Origin of the sequence: Pseudoalteromonas sp. MMG012 (genome assembly GCF_018100875.1) — a bacterium.
GTDB lineage: Bacteria > Pseudomonadota > Gammaproteobacteria > Enterobacterales > Alteromonadaceae > Pseudoalteromonas > Pseudoalteromonas aurantia.
The window spans coordinates 22,422-38,672 of sequence record NZ_JAGJEF010000051.1 but is presented as its reverse complement, the minus strand read 5'-3'; the positions used below and the strand labels follow the sequence as shown (position 1 = coordinate 38,672).

Sequence of the window (16,251 nt, the reverse complement as noted above, 5' to 3'; positions counted from 1 at the left end):
CTCCTCATTCGTTTTACAGAGGTTATTAGTAACTGTCTAAACGCCTGAGAGTGTCTTGTGTACAGACGGCAATTTGTCGTATCAAACAATCACCAAGAACCTGCCTTTTGAGATTGATAATAAGCGACTTATATATGGCATCTACCACATTCAAACGCTCAAAAATTGGATGATATGCTGGAAACAGTGGCTTAGACGATTTAATGGCGTTGGAACTGACTATCTTTATAACTACATCGCATGGCTGAAGCTAATGTATCACACGCAAGGTGATGATAGTTGGATCAACTTAGCACTGTGATGCCAATTGACCATATAATCCCCACCTCATTCGAGTTTCTTTAATCATTTAGTATCTTCAATGTAACACTCATCTTGTAAGAATGAGACCACTGAGAGTAGCTTGTCATATTCAACCGAACAATATAAAACTCTTCCTTCTCTCTTTTGCTTTATTAACCCTGCTGAAACAAGGCTGGAAGTGTGTTGACACGTCCAGTATTCAGAATTTTAACTTCCATAATTCTAGAAATGCGGGTTTAAAATATGAATATAACTGAAGAAATGGTTTTTGATACCTTAAATATGTTTGGCTTTTTAGCCGTTGAGCTAACGTTACTTTTTTTGGGGGAGTTACACAATGACATACATGAGACTGTTAGATATGATGTAATCCTCTTCAATGCATGTGACAGTTTAACATTGACTCAGTTTGAGCGAATACTTCACCTTAGTGTACTAAGGGCATGGTGCTTTCGTAAGCGAGGTCCATACCCTTGATATTTTACACGTCCTTAAAACTTGTATTTAATGTTTGCTGTTACAGTGCGACGCTGGCCATAGAAACAGTCTCCGCGGTATAAACAGCTGGTGATAACTGTTTTATCGCTTAAGTTTTTAATATTAAGATTGACATCAATATTGTCGAATTCATATCCAATCATAAAATCAAATAAGGTGTAGCTATCGGTTGTTTTTGGACTATTAATCGATTGACCCATGAACTCAATTGCTCGACTACCATCATATGTTTCACCTACATATCTAAATCCAGCACCCACTTTAAACCCGCTGATGAACTGTTCTGGGCGATAGGTAACCCAAGTATTTAACATATGTTTTGGTGTTGCAGATAACGGTGCCGTATCGGTTAATGCTTGACTCAAGTAGCTTGTATCGCCCGATGCATATAATTGTACGAGCTCTGAAAGGGTTTTATCAGAGGTATTTTGCTCTGATTTTGTGTAAGCGTAGGCAGAATACACATCAACCTGATCAAACTCTAGTTGTGCTTCAAGCTCAAATCCTTCGATATCAACACTGCCGTCTTGTACGGTGAGTTCAGGAGAAACCACGCGTTTTTTATTTTTGTCAGTAATGTCAAAGTATGATGCAGTGATCAAGTGTTCAGTACCTTGAGGTTGGAATTTTATCCCCACTTCTACTTGCTCACCTTCTTGAGGTTTGAAGTCTCCACCTTGTGGGCGCGAGCCATAAATGGGTAAAAAAGACTCTGAGTAACTCGCATAGGGTGCAACTCCATTAGCAAAGCTGTATAAAATACCTAATCTACCTGTTGTTGCACTTTGTTTTGTTTTCACCGAGTTTGGTGCATCACTTTGACTTTGTACATTATCACGGCGTAACGCTGCGTTAAGTACCCAATTATCAAACTTAATTGTATCTTGTATGTACAGACCTACTTGACGGTCATTTTTCCCAGGGGTGTCGGGGATCAATTCAGACCCTGGTAAAAACCCTGTTTGACCATATACTGGGCTATATAAATCTAATGAGGTGTTCACGTCTACGCCGATTGCCGCTTTAATCGAATCTGGTGTGAGGTAGAGACGGTCCGTATCTGTGTCTGCACTTTGATAGTCAACGCCCATTACTAGGTTATGTTCGAAATCGCCAGTATAAATCAGTCCATGTAGTTGCAAGTCAGATGTCACCGTCTCTGACGAAGCATCTTGTAAACTGAAATTGCGAACAATAGAACGCTTGTCGTCTTGCAGCTTTGGTGGCCACGCATACATAGTGCGATAAATGGCTTCACTTTCTAGGTGACGTGCTGTCCAGCTAACAGAGAAGTCTTCACTCAACATATGTTCAATAATTAATGTGATAGCATTTTGTTCTGTATCGTATTGATCCCAACCAGGCTCACTGACAAAACGACGACTTTCTATTTGACCATGTTCTGCGGGTAAGATGGTTCCTTCATGAGGGAAGAACTGCGTACTTGACCCAGACTTATTTTTTTGAAAATTGCTAAGCAAGGTCACACTGGTATCTTCACTAATATGCCATGCAATACTTGGTGCGAAGAAGCTTGCGTCGTTATTTACAAAGTCTGTTTGTGTATCACTATCACGGTACAGACCAACAAAGCGTGCTTCGACAGATTTATCCGCGGTTAATGTGGTGTTGAAATCAGCAGCAATTTGCGTGCGGCCAAAATTACCAACTTGCGCAACAATTTCACCTAATGTTTGTGAATGAGGCCGTTTGGTCACCATATTTATGATACCACCCGTTGAGCCTTGCCCATAAAGCATTGAAGAAGGGCCCTTGAGAATTTCGATGCGTTCCATATTGTATGTATTTGGACGGGCATTGTTGTAATAGCCAAACATGAGTTGTAAGCCATCGAGGTATTGAACAGGCGCAACACCGCGGATGTTAGCCCAATCTCCTCGGGTGTCGACACCATATGGCCCGTTAAATACACCCGCTACATAGCCGATTGCTTCCTGCAAATTTTCAGCACCTAAGTCTTGGATCCGTTCCGATGTTAACACTGAAACAGATACAGGACTTTCGATAATGGGTGTATCTGATTTACTTGCCGATGCGCTGACATATGAGATAAGTCCTTTGGCACTCACGGTAATTTTTTCTATATCATCATATTTAACATCTTCCGCCATGACGTTGCTAGACAGTGCAACAAGAGAGGCAGCAAGGAGCTTTGGATACTTTAGTTTCAGTTTGTGCATTTTTACAACCTAGGATATGTGATTGAGAGTATTTTTCATGCGGATTATACAAATAATGATAAGTATTCGCAATTGTATTATTGGAATAATAGTTAACCTCAGGTTTGGATAAGGGTTTTAGAATAGAAAATGTTTTTGTAAACAAACTTGCGTACAGTCCAATGATGATATTTTTTTCAATATCAAGGCAGTAATAGCGGGCTATTACAAGTGAAAGCAACGCCGAGAGTGAGAAAAATAAGCTTTATTGGGCTCATTCGCTTATCCAGAGCTGAGGTTAGGTACTTAATGCGATTTAAAGAACATGATTTATTATTCAAGATCTTGTTGAACGTTACGAAAAGTCCGCATGATAGGGGGGGAAGGGAAGATGCAAGCCTTCAGAATAGGTTTGCATCCATATAAGGAGGAAAGCGTGATTACACCTTAAATTGCTCTAGCATATTTTCTTGATGGGCTATTTTGTCTACTTGACTTTGCATGGTTTGATCAACCGTGTTTGCTTCATTGAATACCATATCAGATATATTTCTGATCTCTAACGCATTATGATTCACTTCATCAACCACCTGCCGTTGCTCATTTAACATACTAGCAATCTGTAAGTTGAGCTCAACAATATGCTCTATTGCGCTGCGTATTGCTTGTAAAGATGACTTGGTTTCATCTGCTTTACCAACGGTTTTTTCAACCACGGCTTGGCTTTTCTTCATGACTTGTACAGCGTTTACAGCCCCTGATTGTAGTTGATCAATCATGGTTTTTATTTCAGTGGTTGCTTCTTGTGTTCGCTGGGCCAATGTTCTCACTTCATCAGCTACTACGGCAAAACCACGGCCTGACTCACCAGCACGAGCGGCTTCGATAGCCGCATTGAGGGCGAGCAAGTTGGTTTGTTCGGCAATACCATTTATCACCGATAATATTTGCTCAATGCCACTGGAAGAAACTTCTAGTTCATTGACAACAGTCACCGCAGTGGTAATTTGCTCCGATAAATGTGCAATAGTATCGGTTGTTTCGGATACAATCTTTTGTCCTTCAAGTGCGACGCCGTCAGTGTTTTGAATCGCTTCTGCGGCATCTTGCGCAGTATTGGCTACACGCTGTTCCGTGGTTGACATGCTTTCAGTGGCGATTGCAAGTGCACTTAACGATTCTAATTGCCTTGATATAGCAGTACTAGCATGGTTAGCCCCAGAGGAGGTTTGTTTAGCGTCAGCAAGAATCTCATGTCCAAGCACTTGAATATCAGCGATTAGCTGCTGAAGCCGAGCTGTGAACAGGTTAAAGTTTGTCGCCAAAGAAGCGAACTCTGGTTCACTTTCTGTGTTTAGTCGTACAGTTAAGTCTGCATTTCCTTGCGCAATGTTCGCCATTGCTTCATTTATATCAGCAAGTGGCTTAAGTAGTATATTGATAACGATTGACAGGACAATGATGCTAATGATGACAAATAAAACCGTAAATACGGTAGAGTCTTGGGTGAGTTTATCTATTGCTGAAAATACTTTTTCTTTTTCAAGTGCAACACCAACTAACCAGTCGTAGCCGGCGACCTCTCGAAACACGATAATATGCTCTTTATTGTTCAAATCAAGCGATTGAGTAGATGTTGTGTCAAAGGGAAGATTGCCTAGAAAACTGGACGCTTTTTCACCATTTAATTTAGTGTCTGGATGAGAAATGATGGTGCCGTTTTTACTAACCATAAATGCAAATCCAGCATCAAAAAGATTAAACGAGTTAATCATATTGCCAAGTTTAGACAGACTCACATCGAAAAATATAGCGCCATGAAAACGACCATTCTTTTTGACTGGAGTACCGATAGAAACGACAATTTCTTTACTTACAGAATCAGCATAGGGTGCTGTCACAATGAGTTCATTGGCACTTTTTGCATCGGTATACCATGGACGCTTTCTTGGGTCCCAAGTTGGTCCTGGGTTCCACGATGGGTCACTGGCTACATACTTCCCCGTGTTTTCTTCACCATATCCAATGAGAATAAATTGCTCGATGAGCTTTGGTTGCGACAACAAAGATGGAGCACTTTGCAAAGAGTCAAGATCAGCGACTAAACTGGTTGCTAAAGAGGCTAAGTCTGCGCTGCCATCTATTTGCGCCGTAACGGTATTACTAATACCCTGAATAATCTCAGCAACGCTTTGGTCCACCTGAGTTTCAAGGTTACTTTTGATTGAAAAGTATTGTTTTATTGACAATACACTTAGTGCTAGAAATAACACTATAGATGATACCACTATTATTTTGTGTTTGAACTTCACGGCACTTCTCCAACACTCGACATCATTTAAATGTAAAACATTAACAAAAACTTGCAACAATTCGCTGTGATTACTGTAACAGAGTTTCTTTTATAAGAAACAAAGAAATATAGTTTTTTCAGGTACAAACACGCTATAAACAATTATATCTGTGAGTTTACTACGAATTATAGTCTGCATAACCGTTGTGTTTTATTTTTTAATGCGTTTACGGGTTTTCGAATGTATGAACGCAGATTGGTACTCTGTGAGAATCTAGAGGCGTTAATTGATATGATGATGGCTGTACCAAATACAAAAAACCTGCTTAGTAGAAAGCAGGTTTTTGAAATGCGATAATAATTTATGCGTTTTCTAGTGCAGCACGAGGCTCAACGAACTCCATGTTGAAGCCTTCAGCAACTTCTTTACATGTAATTTTACCGTTAAGTACGTTTAGGCCATTCATGAAGTGTTGATCTTCAAGAAGAGCCGCTTTGTAGCCTTTATTCGCCAGTTTAATAATGTAAGGTAGAGTTGCATTGTTCAAGGCAAATGTTGACGTGCGAGGCACAGCACCCGGCATGTTAGCAACACAGTAGTGAACAACTTCGTCTACAATATATGTTGGGTCAGCGTGTGTTGTCGCTTTAGACGTTTCGATGCAACCACCTTGGTCGATAGCAACGTCTACGATAGCAGCGCCAGGCTTCATACGTTTGATATGATCTGCTGTAACAAGCTTAGGTGCTGCAGCTCCTGGGATTAGCACACCACCGATCACAAGGTCAGCTTCTAAAACGTGCTTCTCTAATGCATCTGCAGTAGAGTAAATCGCTTTAACGCGGTTACCAAACTGTGCATCAATACGGCGAAGTACGTCAGTGTTACGATCAAGGATAACAACATCTGCGCCCATACCAACAGCCATTTGAGCTGCATTGTTACCAACCATACCACCGCCGATAACAACCACTTTAGCAGGCTCAACACCAGGTACACCACCTAGTAGCATACCGCGACCGGCATTTGATTTTTCAAGTGCCTGCGCACCAGCTTGGATTGACATACGACCAGCAACTTCTGACATTGGTGCTAGAAGCGGTAAGCCGCCACGCGGGTCCGTAACCGTTTCGTATGCAATACAAATAGACTTACTTTTAACAAGGTCTTCAGTTTGTGGAAGATCTGGTGCAAGGTGAAGGTATGTGAACAAAATTTGTCCTTCACGTAACATAGCGCGTTCAACAGCTTGAGGTTCTTTTACTTTTACGATCATATCTGCTTTAGCAAACACATCAGCAGCAGTATCTAAAATTTCTGCACCTGCTTGAATGTAGTCTTCGTTAGTAAAACCAATACCATTACCTGCATTAGTTTCAACAAAAACTTGGTGGCCATGGTTAATTAGTTCACGAACACTTGCTGGAACCATACCTACGCGGTACTCGTGGTTTTTTATTTCTTTAGGTACACCGATAATCATAATAAATCGCCTTAAAATAGAACGGGATAAAATTTTCGACTATTATATTCATGCCCAGCTAGTGTGTCTCACCTTTTTAAAGTGGTTTTGTAGTGATATACTCTTTAATTATGGAATGTGTAGTTTAAGTAACTAGTGAAATGCATCAACAATTAGACCGAATCGATAGAAGTATTTTAGTTGAATTACAAAAAGACGGTAGGGTTTCTAACGTCGAACTTGCTAGACGCATTGGTTTAAGCGCAACTCCGTGCTTAGAGCGTGTAAAAAAGTTAGAACGAGAAGGGTTTATTCGCGGATACAAAGCAGTAGTGGATCCTGCTAAAGTAGGGCAGGGTTTATTGGTATACGTAGAAATCACCATTAGTAAGAATTCCCCAGATGTTTTTGATAAGTTTAATCAAGCGGTTAGACAGCATGATGAAATCATTGAGTGCCATTTAGTGTCAGGTAATTTTGATTTTTTGTTAAAAACACGGGTAACAGATATGTCTGAGTATCGAGGTGTTTTGGGTGATATTTTGCTAAAATTACCCAATGTGAGTGAAAGCCGCACATATGTAGTCATGGAAGAAGTAAAAGGAGAGGAAGGGGAAATTATAAAACCTTGTGCACCATAAGGAAATTCTTGCTAAGGTGTGTCTTAAAATGATGAATAAAAGAATAAAATAGAGGAATACGCTCGTATGCGTTTAAATGGTATACAACGCCTCCTTGAAACTGGCTTAATTATAAGCACCGCTGCTGCCATTTTCATTTTATGCGCGTTGATCAGTTATGATCCCGTCGATCCGTCATGGTCTCAAACCGGTGAGTTTATAAAAGTTAAAAACATAACTGGAACTGCGGGTGCGTGGATTGCGGATATATTATTGCTGAGTTTTGGGTGGCTTGCCTTTTTAGTTCCCGCGGTTATCCAAACGTTTGGATATTTGTTATTTAAAAAGCCACATAAAATACTGCAATTAGATTATACCACGCTGGGTTTGCGTGTTATTGGCATGACTTTGTTTGTGGCGTCAGCGAGTGCCATAAGTAGTATTAACTTCGACGATATTTTTCAGTTTCCATCAGGCGGCTTTATTGGCGACGTTATTGCCGACGCGATGATGCCTGCATTCAATTTTACTGGGACCTCCATTTTACTATTGTGCTTCTTTTTTGCCGGATTAACCTTACTAACTGGGGTTTCGTGGGTTGAATTTGTTGATTATTTGGGTGAAAAGGTCGTTTGGTTCTTTAAATGGTTGTCAAAAAAGCTCTCGAAAAGCGTTTCTGCACATAGAGTCAATGAAGTTAACGTTGTGTCTGATGAGCAACTAGAGGATGTAGTCGATTTAGCTACACAAAAGTCAAAAGCAGAGCGAATACCGTCAAAAAATGAAAATGATGCTGATATAGGAATAACTGAGTCAGTTAGTACAGAGTTAGATGAGCAAGCAGATGCTGATAAAGTGCTCGAAAAAAATGCTGAAAACGAGTCAACTCATCCCAAAACTCGAAAGTTGAAAGATAAATTATTTGGCAACAATAATACAAAGAATAATGAAGAATCGACACCGACTGTTCATGTAGAGCCTGAAGTAATTGAAGACGCCTCGGTATTTGATGAACTTGATAATATATTAGAGCAAGAGATTAACTTTTCAGCAATTGATGATGAGGGGTTTGATACGGCAGCTGCATTAAATGCCCTCGATGAATCAGCAGCCCCCGTTGTATCACGAGAAGTACCAAGAGAGACAACCGTGATGTCGCCAGCCCGACCGTTAAAACAAACGGTAAACCACACTGAAGCGCAAAATGTAGCTTCTCAGTATGTGCCACCCCCAACGGCTAAAGAACAGTTTGAAGCATTGTTAGAAGAGCGGCCACCAATGGCACCGCTTCCTTCGTTAGAATTATTAGATAGGCCCGACAAAAAAGAGAACCCTATTTCTAAAGAAGAACTAGAGGCTGTTTCTAGGTTGGTAGAAGTAAAGTTACTTGATTTTAATATTCAGGCAGCCGTTGTGGGGGTTTATCCAGGTCCAGTTGTAACACGCTTTGAACTAGACCTTGCACCGGGTATTAAAGTGGCGAAGATCACCGGTCTTGCAAAAGATTTAGCTCGTTCATTGTCAGCTGTGAGTGTACGAGTTGTTGAAGTGATCCCTGGTAAAACTTATGTTGGTTTAGAGCTCCCCAATAAGCATCGCGAAATAGTACGCCTATCTGAAGTTATCGGAGCGCCAAAATTCACAGATAATGAGTCACCTCTAACCATGGTTTTGGGTAAAGATATTGCAGGTGAGGCTGTAGTGGCAGATCTTGGCAAAATGCCACATTTACTTGTTGCGGGTACAACAGGCTCGGGTAAGTCAGTGGGCGTTAATGTCATGATATTAAGCTTACTGTATAAATCGCCGCCTGAAGATGTACGAATGATCATGATTGACCCAAAAATGTTGGAGCTATCAGTATACGAAGGGATCCCCCATTTGTTATGTGAAGTTGTGACAGATATGAAAGAAGCGTCTAACGCATTGCGTTGGTGTGTAGGGGAAATGGAGCGCAGATATAAATTGATGTCTGCGTTGGGCGTTCGAAATTTAAAGGGATATAACCAGAAAGTTAAAGACGCTAAAAATGCAGGCCATCCGATTTTAGATCCGCTGTTTAAAGACACTGATGGTATGGCGTCTGAAGCACAAGAGCTGGATAAATTGCCGAGTATCGTTGTCGTTATTGATGAGTTTGCCGATATGATGATGATTGTTGGCAAAAAAGTAGAGGAACTCATAGCTCGTATTGCGCAAAAAGCCCGAGCAGCTGGCATACACTTAGTGCTGGCAACGCAAAGACCTTCAGTTGATGTCATAACGGGTTTGATAAAAGCAAATATACCGACACGAATGGCGTTTCAGGTTTCGAGTAAAATTGATTCGCGAACCATACTTGACCAGCAAGGTGCAGAGAACTTATTAGGTATGGGTGACATGTTGTATTTGCCACCTGGTACCAGTGTACCTATTCGAGTTCATGGCGCATTTGTTGACGACCATGAAGTCCATGCGGTGGTCAGTGATTGGAAAGCGCGTGGCAAGCCCAATTATATTGAAGAAATATTGTGTGGAGATGCGACAGAGGACATTTTATTACCCGGAGAGGCGCCAGAAAATGCCGATGATGAATCTGATCCACTTTATGACGAAGCGGTAGGATTTGTTATTGAAACCGGTAAAGTATCGGTGTCGAGCGTGCAGCGTAAATTGCGTGTAGGCTACAACAGAGCGGCGCGATTAGTGGAACAAATGGAAACATCTGGTGTGGTTAGTTCACCAGGTCATAACGGTGCCAGAGAAGTTTTGGTGCCAAAAGGTGGAGTAAATTAATGACCTTTCAATCTAAAGTTTTAAACTCTTTTTTAATCAAACCAACAGTACTTGTTGTTGGTTTGATGTTAAGTTCACAGTCTTGGGCCGACGCAGCTGGTGACTTAAAAACCAAATTGACGTCGATGAATAGCTTTAAAGCACAATTTTCACAACAAGTAAAAGATGAACAAGGTGAAGTACTGCAATCTGGGGCAGGTAATATTGCATTAGCTCATCCATTAAAAATACGCTGGCAACAAGCCTCGCCAGATGAAACATTGTTTGTTTCTGATGGTAAAAAAACATTTTACTATGATGCGTTTGCTGAGCAAGTAACGATAATGAGCACCAACGGACTTATTGACACCACACCCTTTATTTTGTTAACGACACGTGATGAAAAACAATGGCAAAAGTATCAAATTAGTAAAACTAAAAATGGATTTAGAATAACACCGAAGACGGGGGTTGAATCGCAAGTTGAAATATTGGATATTACGTTTACTGCGTCCGATGTTTTGCAGTCAGTCAGCGTCACGGATGTGTCAGGTCAAATATCAGAGTTTGCCTTTAAAAACAGTCAAATAAATGAAGTGCTAACGGACAAACTGTTCAGTTTTGAGATCCCTGAAGGGGTGGTAATCGATGATCAAACAAGCAGTGAGTAGTGGATTGTGACAAATCTTGGTTTTGACTTTGCACCAGATGTAAGGCCATTGGCTGCGCGTATGAGGCCTACAAACCTCAATGAATATATAGGGCAAAATCATATTTTAGATCCAGCGCTACCTTTGTATCAAGCCATACTTTCAGGTCGTTGTCATAGTCTAATTGTTTGGGGTCCTCCGGGTGTTGGTAAAACCACACTGGCTGAAATTATTGCCCATCATGCGGATGCTGAGTTGACCCAACTTTCGGCTGTGGCGTCAGGTGTTAAGGATATACGCGATGCCGTGAATTTAGCCAAAGAGCGGTTAATGCAAGGAAAACGTACTTTGTTGTTTGTTGATGAAGTACACCGTTTTAATAAGTCACAGCAAGATGCTTTTTTACCTCACATAGAAAATGGCACCTTTATTTTTATTGGAGCAACGACAGAAAACCCCAGTTTCGCACTTAACAATGCAATTCTATCTAGAGCCCGTGTTTATACGCTAAAAACATTAACAGATTCAGAACTCGAAATCGTACTATCACGCGCGATAGTAGAGGATAGTCAGCTGAGTCAATTGGATATTCATATTGACTCGTTGGCCATAAATGTGCTTGCAAAAGCCAGCGGGGGCGATGCCCGTAAAGCACTTAATTTACTTGAACAAGCGGTTGATTTAGCGCAGCGTAACGGCAATGACGTTTTTATTGATTCAGCAGTGTTGACCCACATCTTACCAACCCATTTGGCAAAGTATGACAAAGGCGGCGATATCTATTATGACTTAATATCTGCTTTTCATAAGTCTGTCAGAGGAAGCAGCCCAGATGCCGCTTTGTATTGGCTGTGCCGTATATTAGCGGGAGGCGGCGATGCGCTCTATGTCGCTCGTCGCTTACTTGCAATTGCAACAGAAGATATAGGTAATGCGGACCCAAGAGCCATGCAAGTGGCGTTAAATGCTTGGGATATTTATCAACGAGTAGGCCCAAGTGAAGGTGAGCGCGCTATTGCACAAGCGACTTTGTATTTGGCCAGTGCTCCCAAAAGCAATGCTGTCTATGTTGCATTCAAGCAAGCGAAAAGGGATGCGACGACAGATGCAGACTTTCAAGTTCCCGCGCATTTACGTAATGCTCCGACGGCGCTTATGAAAGAGTTAGGGTTTGGTGAAGAATACCGGTATGCGCACGATGAAACTGGGGCATTTGCAGCAGGAGAAAACTATTTTCCTGCAGAGATTAAAGATAGAACTTATTATGAGCCGACTGATAGAGGGCTAGAAAAACAAATAAAATCGAAATTGGAATATTTACAGCAACAAAATTTGCAAAGTAATAGAAAAAGATATCAAGATGATTAAAATGTACCTTACAATAGCACTTGGCGGCGCGCTTGGTGCGTGTTTACGGTTTTTCATTAGTGATATGGCCTTAAAACTGCTAGGAAGGGGATTCCCTTTTGGCACGTTGACCGTTAATATTCTTGGTTCACTGTTGATGGGTATATTGTATGGTCTTATCGAAAAACAAATAATTACTGTAAGCCCAGCTAAGTCCTTACTCGGGATTGGCTTTTTAGGCGCATTGACAACGTTTTCAACATTTTCGATGGACTCTGTGTTGTTATTGCAACAAGGGCACATTATGAAAATGGCTCTTAATGTCACACTCAACGTGGTTGTGTGTATTTTTATGGCTTGGTTAGGCCTTTGCTTGGTCATGCAAAAAGGTTAGAAATAGCAAATGTTAGATTCAAAATATTTACGTCAAGACATTACAGAAGCAGCTGCACGCTTAGCGAAGCGTGGCTATGATCTGGATGTAGCAACAATAAATGCGTTGGAAGAACAGCGCAAAGCACTGCAAACAAAAACTCAAGAATTACAAAGTGAACGAAATAGTAGCTCCAAAGCAATTGGCCAAGCGAAAGCGAAAGGTGAAGATGTTCAGCCGTTACTTGATGCTGTTGCAAATCTTGGAGACCAGCTGAGTGCTGCAAAAGCAGAGCAAGATAAGATCTTGGCTGAGTTAAACAATATAGCAATGACGTTGCCAAACTTACCAGCTGAAGATGTGCCAGAAGGTAAAGATGAAGATGAAAATGTTGAAATATTGAAGTGGGGTGAACCTAAGCAATATGATTTTGAGCCGAAAGATCATGTTGACCTCGGTGAAGCTTTAGGTAAGGGCTTAGATTTTGAAGCTGGTGTGAAACTTACCGGCTCTCGTTTCACGGTAATGCGTGGTGGTATTGCCCGTATGCATCGTGCGTTAGTACAGTTAATGCTAGACACTCATGCAGATAAAAACGGCTATACCGAGATGTATGTCCCTTATTTAGTTAATAAAGATAGTTTACTAGGTACAGGTCAATTACCAAAATTTGCTGAAGATTTATTTCACACGAAAGGATTGGTTAGCGATGATGGTGTTGAACAGGATGGTTTTAGTTTGATCCCAACAGCGGAAGTGCCGCTGACCAACTGTGCGCGAGACGAAATTTTTGACGAAAAGGAGCTGCCAGTAAAAATGACAGCTCACACTCCGTGTTTCAGAAGTGAGGCCGGCAGTTATGGCCGTGATACACGAGGCTTAATCCGTCAGCACCAATTCGATAAAGTAGAACTTGTTCAGTTAGTTAAGCCTGAAGATTCAATGGCCGCTTTGGAAGAACTAACAGGTCATGCAGAACAAATTTTGCAAGTACTGGATCTTCCTTATCGCAAGGTTGTATTGTGTACTGGTGATATGGGCTTTGGCGCATGTAAAACTTATGATCTTGAGGTTTGGTTGCCAGCACAAAACACCTACAGAGAAATTTCTTCGTGCTCAAATATGTGGGATTTCCAATCTCGTCGCATGCAGGCTAGATTCCGTCGACAGGGTGAAAAAAAGCCAGAGTTGCTACATACCTTAAATGGTTCTGGCTTAGCTGTTGGTCGTACACTTGTTGCAATTTTAGAAAATTATCAACAAGCCGACGGCAGTATTATTGTGCCTGAAGCGTTACGTAGTTATATGGGTGGTTTAGACCTAATCAAGTAATAAAAGCAGCGCATTTGACGGGCTTAATCCATTTATTTAGGCCCGTTTCAATTCTACTTCTTTCATATCACTTTTGGATTAACTTCTTTTAAAATTTTTCACTATTATTATCTTTGTTCATTTTTATGGATGACAACAGCATGCTTAAATCGTTCGCAGAGTAAGAGACTGGTCGATTAAAATACACTCAAAAATGTCATTTTTTGTGGGTGCGGATAACAGTAGTATCAATACACATTATCTATAACACAACTTTTCCCTGGTGATTATACGATGTTTATCGTGCAAATAGAGTGTCTATGTTTAATGTGATTGATGCGCCTGACACTTGGGTAATCAACCTCAGCTCTGGATAAGCGAATTTGCCCAATAGAGCTATTTTACTCACTCTCGGCGTTGCTTTCATTTGTAATAGCCCGCTATTACTGCATAAAAGCGCCTTGATATTGAACAAAATATCATCATTGGATTGTACGTAAGTTTGTTTACAAAATATTTCCTATTCCAAAACCTTTATCCAAACCTGAGGTTAATCATTTTTAAAATGCATTGGGAATACAATGAATCGTTTGTCTAGTATTGATGATAACACGATAGGAAACGGCATAAACTTTGAATTTTCGTAATTAAAACCCCAGATAAAGATACTGAGGTTTTAATTAATAAAAATAGTCTAAATTTTGAACTTAGATGTAGAGTCGAGCAGGTTGTCAGATAGCTTATGTAGGTTTTGAGCCACATCACCAACTTGAGAAAGGGAGTTCATTGTTTCTTCAAAAGAGCTATGCATACTCGATACGTTATCGACCACCATTGCGGCAACAGATGTTTGTTCTTCAGTGGCCGTTGCAATTTGAGAGTTCATTCCGTTAATGGCTAAAATTTGTTCAGAAATTAGCTGTATTGATGTCCCTGTTGCTTCTGCAGCCTGAGCATTGTTTGTTGCCATATCTCTTGCGCTATTCATTGCTGTAACTGAATCTGACGCTGCGACGGTCAAAATACTGATCAGTTCGCGTATTTCGTTGGTTGATTTTGCTGTACGAGATGCAAGCTCTCGAACTTCATCAGCAACCACCGCGAAGCCTCGGCCTTGCTCGCCGGCTCGGGCAGCCTCAATAGCTGCGTTCAAAGCAAGTAGATTGGTTTGTTCGGCAATTGAAGTGATCACGTTTAAGATTTGAGTAACATTTTGGGTGTCGTCAGCAAGCTTGTTGATTGTATTCGCTGCCTTATTAATTTCCTCGCTTAAATCCTGAGACTGAGCCACAGATACATTGATTTGTTTCATACTTTCATCAACTGCATTCTCAGCGAGCTCAGCAGCTTGGAATGCATTTGCAGCAGACTGTGAAATATCCCCAACGCTTTGTTTCATTTCCTCCATAGACTGACGCACAACCTCAGCGTCACTCGATTGTTGTTGGGTGGCGTGTTCTGCTGATTGCATACCTTCAACGAGTCTTGTTGAGTTTTGTGTAAGAGGTTCAACAACGGCTATCACGTCAACGACAGTTGCGCGTAACAAGTTTACAAAAGCGTTGAAGTTGCGAGAGACTTGACCAATTTCATCGGCCGAGTGCACCGTTAATTGTGAGCTCAAAGAGCCTTTTCCTTCAGCGAGCAAGTTCAAATTACCGGCTGCCTCTTTCGCAGCAGAACTGATCCCTTTTGCAATCATGACAGCCAGCATAATAACAATAATTAATGAAATAATCGTGACGATAAACATTTTCGTCAGTGCGCTATCAGCATTAACTTTGGTATTATTGATCAGCTCGAAAAATCGCTCATCAGCTCTTTTTTGGTCACTGCTGAGCTGAGCCATCACTTCGTCAAACAAATCGCTTTTCTGTTTTGCTTTTTGAGGAAGTGTGGCAAAGTCTGCCGTACCATCGATCATGCTATTCGCTATGTTTTTTGCGATAACCTCATACTTTTTAATATCATTAATGGTACTCGTTGTTGGAAAGTTACGATTAAGTGCTGGTATTTCTTCTAAATTATCAAGCAACGTCTCGCTCATTCCCTCCGCTTTATCTATCAATTCGGCATCACCAAAGGTGACTGATTGCGTGTAGGTTTCATCTAACGCCTGCATCGTTGTCACATTTTTTGATGTGAGTATGAGGAGTTTATAGGTTTGGTTTTCAAGCTCATCCAATGAGTGCTGATTTGCTTGCATAGAGTTGTAGTTAATCATAACTAGTACGACAAATGCCGTCACAGCCACGATCGTTATTGCGTGTATCTTTTTGGAGATACTAAGATTTTTTAAATGCAATAGTGAAGACATATAACACCTTATTAGCTAACAATATTACAACATATTAGTTGTGATATACGACCAGATGAGTCGGTCCATAAGGCTGAGTGCCTATATCGGATGTATCCGTCATCTGAATAAAGCTTAGTCCCAATCCAATTTTTATCAATAA

General features: G+C 40.9%; 10 protein-coding genes and 1 pseudogene. 6 read left to right on the top strand and 5 right to left on the bottom strand.

Annotation, left to right across the window (positions count from 1 at the left end; translation table 11 throughout):
• Positions 1-345: 345 nt before the first annotated feature.
• From J8L97_RS23560 to ald, 4 genes and pseudogenes are all read right to left on the bottom strand, one after another.
• Positions 346-486, bottom strand: a pseudogene (locus J8L97_RS23560) (transcriptional regulator); the annotation flags it as partial.
• Between the two features lie 308 nt (positions 487-794).
• Entirely contained in the window at positions 795-3,002 is a 2,208-nt protein-coding gene (locus J8L97_RS15885) for a TonB-dependent siderophore receptor (RefSeq protein WP_211051035.1), read from the bottom strand.
• A 419-nt stretch (positions 3,003-3,421) separates the two neighbouring features.
• Positions 3,422-5,293: a methyl-accepting chemotaxis protein gene (locus J8L97_RS15880; protein WP_211051033.1), complete on the bottom strand. Its 1,872-nt coding sequence runs from the start codon at positions 5,291-5,293 to the stop codon at positions 3,422-3,424.
• Between the two features lie 343 nt (positions 5,294-5,636).
• Positions 5,637-6,758, bottom strand: coding sequence for an alanine dehydrogenase (gene ald, locus J8L97_RS15875; protein ID WP_192507333.1), 1,122 nt, complete (start codon positions 6,756-6,758; stop codon positions 5,637-5,639).
• Positions 6,759-6,898: 140 nt separating this feature from the next.
• Between ald and lrp the strand changes: the two genes are divergently transcribed.
• The 6 genes from lrp to serS all read left to right on the top strand — a co-directional run bounded on the left by lrp (position 6,899) and on the right by serS (position 13,813).
• Complete coding sequence (gene lrp / locus J8L97_RS15870) at positions 6,899-7,378, top strand: leucine-responsive transcriptional regulator Lrp (protein WP_192507334.1); 480 nt, start codon at positions 6,899-6,901, stop codon at positions 7,376-7,378.
• A gap of 66 nt (positions 7,379-7,444) precedes the next feature.
• The gene (locus tag J8L97_RS15865; protein WP_211051031.1) at positions 7,445-10,132 is read left to right on the top strand and encodes a DNA translocase FtsK; all 2,688 of its coding nucleotides are present in this window, start codon (positions 7,445-7,447) and stop codon (positions 10,130-10,132) included.
• Positions 10,132-10,782, top strand: coding sequence for an outer membrane lipoprotein chaperone LolA (gene lolA, locus J8L97_RS15860; RefSeq protein ID WP_211051029.1), 651 nt, complete (start codon positions 10,132-10,134; stop codon positions 10,780-10,782). Before J8L97_RS15865 ends, lolA begins: the two co-directional genes overlap by 1 nt.
• 6 nt (positions 10,783-10,788) lie before the next feature.
• Positions 10,789-12,129 (top strand): replication-associated recombination protein A, encoded by a 1,341-nt coding sequence (locus tag J8L97_RS15855; RefSeq protein WP_211051028.1) that lies wholly within the window; start codon positions 10,789-10,791, stop codon positions 12,127-12,129.
• Positions 12,122-12,502 (top strand): fluoride efflux transporter CrcB, encoded by a 381-nt coding sequence (gene crcB / locus J8L97_RS15850; RefSeq protein ID WP_192507338.1) that lies wholly within the window; start codon positions 12,122-12,124, stop codon positions 12,500-12,502. The genes J8L97_RS15855 and crcB overlap by 8 nt, the downstream gene beginning before the upstream one ends.
• A 9-nt stretch (positions 12,503-12,511) precedes the next feature.
• Complete coding sequence (gene serS / locus J8L97_RS15845; protein WP_210998169.1) at positions 12,512-13,813, top strand: serine--tRNA ligase; 1,302 nt, start codon at positions 12,512-12,514, stop codon at positions 13,811-13,813.
• Positions 13,814-14,486: 673 nt separating this feature from the next.
• On the opposite strand, the gene J8L97_RS15840 is transcribed toward serS, so the two are convergent.
• Positions 14,487-16,109 (bottom strand): methyl-accepting chemotaxis protein, encoded by a 1,623-nt coding sequence (locus J8L97_RS15840; protein ID WP_211051027.1) that lies wholly within the window; start codon positions 16,107-16,109, stop codon positions 14,487-14,489.
• Positions 16,110-16,251 lie beyond the last annotated feature (142 nt).

Bases quoted from the DNA above. Each gene is read 5' to 3' on its own strand.
- J8L97_RS15885 (WP_211051035.1), bottom strand. From the start codon at position 3,002: ATGCACAAACTGAAACTAAAGTATCCAAAGCTCCTTGCTGCCTCTCTT.
- serS (WP_210998169.1), top strand. From the start codon at position 12,512: ATGTTAGATTCAAAATATTTACGTCAAGACATTACAGAAGCAGCTGCA.
- J8L97_RS15865 (WP_211051031.1), top strand. From the start codon at position 7,445: ATGCGTTTAAATGGTATACAACGCCTCCTTGAAACTGGCTTAATTATA.
- lolA (WP_211051029.1), top strand. From the start codon at position 10,132: ATGACCTTTCAATCTAAAGTTTTAAACTCTTTTTTAATCAAACCAACA.
- J8L97_RS15840 (WP_211051027.1), bottom strand. From the start codon at position 16,109: ATGTCTTCACTATTGCATTTAAAAAATCTTAGTATCTCCAAAAAGATA.
- ald (WP_192507333.1), bottom strand. From the start codon at position 6,758: ATGATTATCGGTGTACCTAAAGAAATAAAAAACCACGAGTACCGCGTA.
- crcB (WP_192507338.1), top strand. From the start codon at position 12,122: ATGATTAAAATGTACCTTACAATAGCACTTGGCGGCGCGCTTGGTGCG.
- lrp (WP_192507334.1), top strand. From the start codon at position 6,899: ATGCATCAACAATTAGACCGAATCGATAGAAGTATTTTAGTTGAATTA.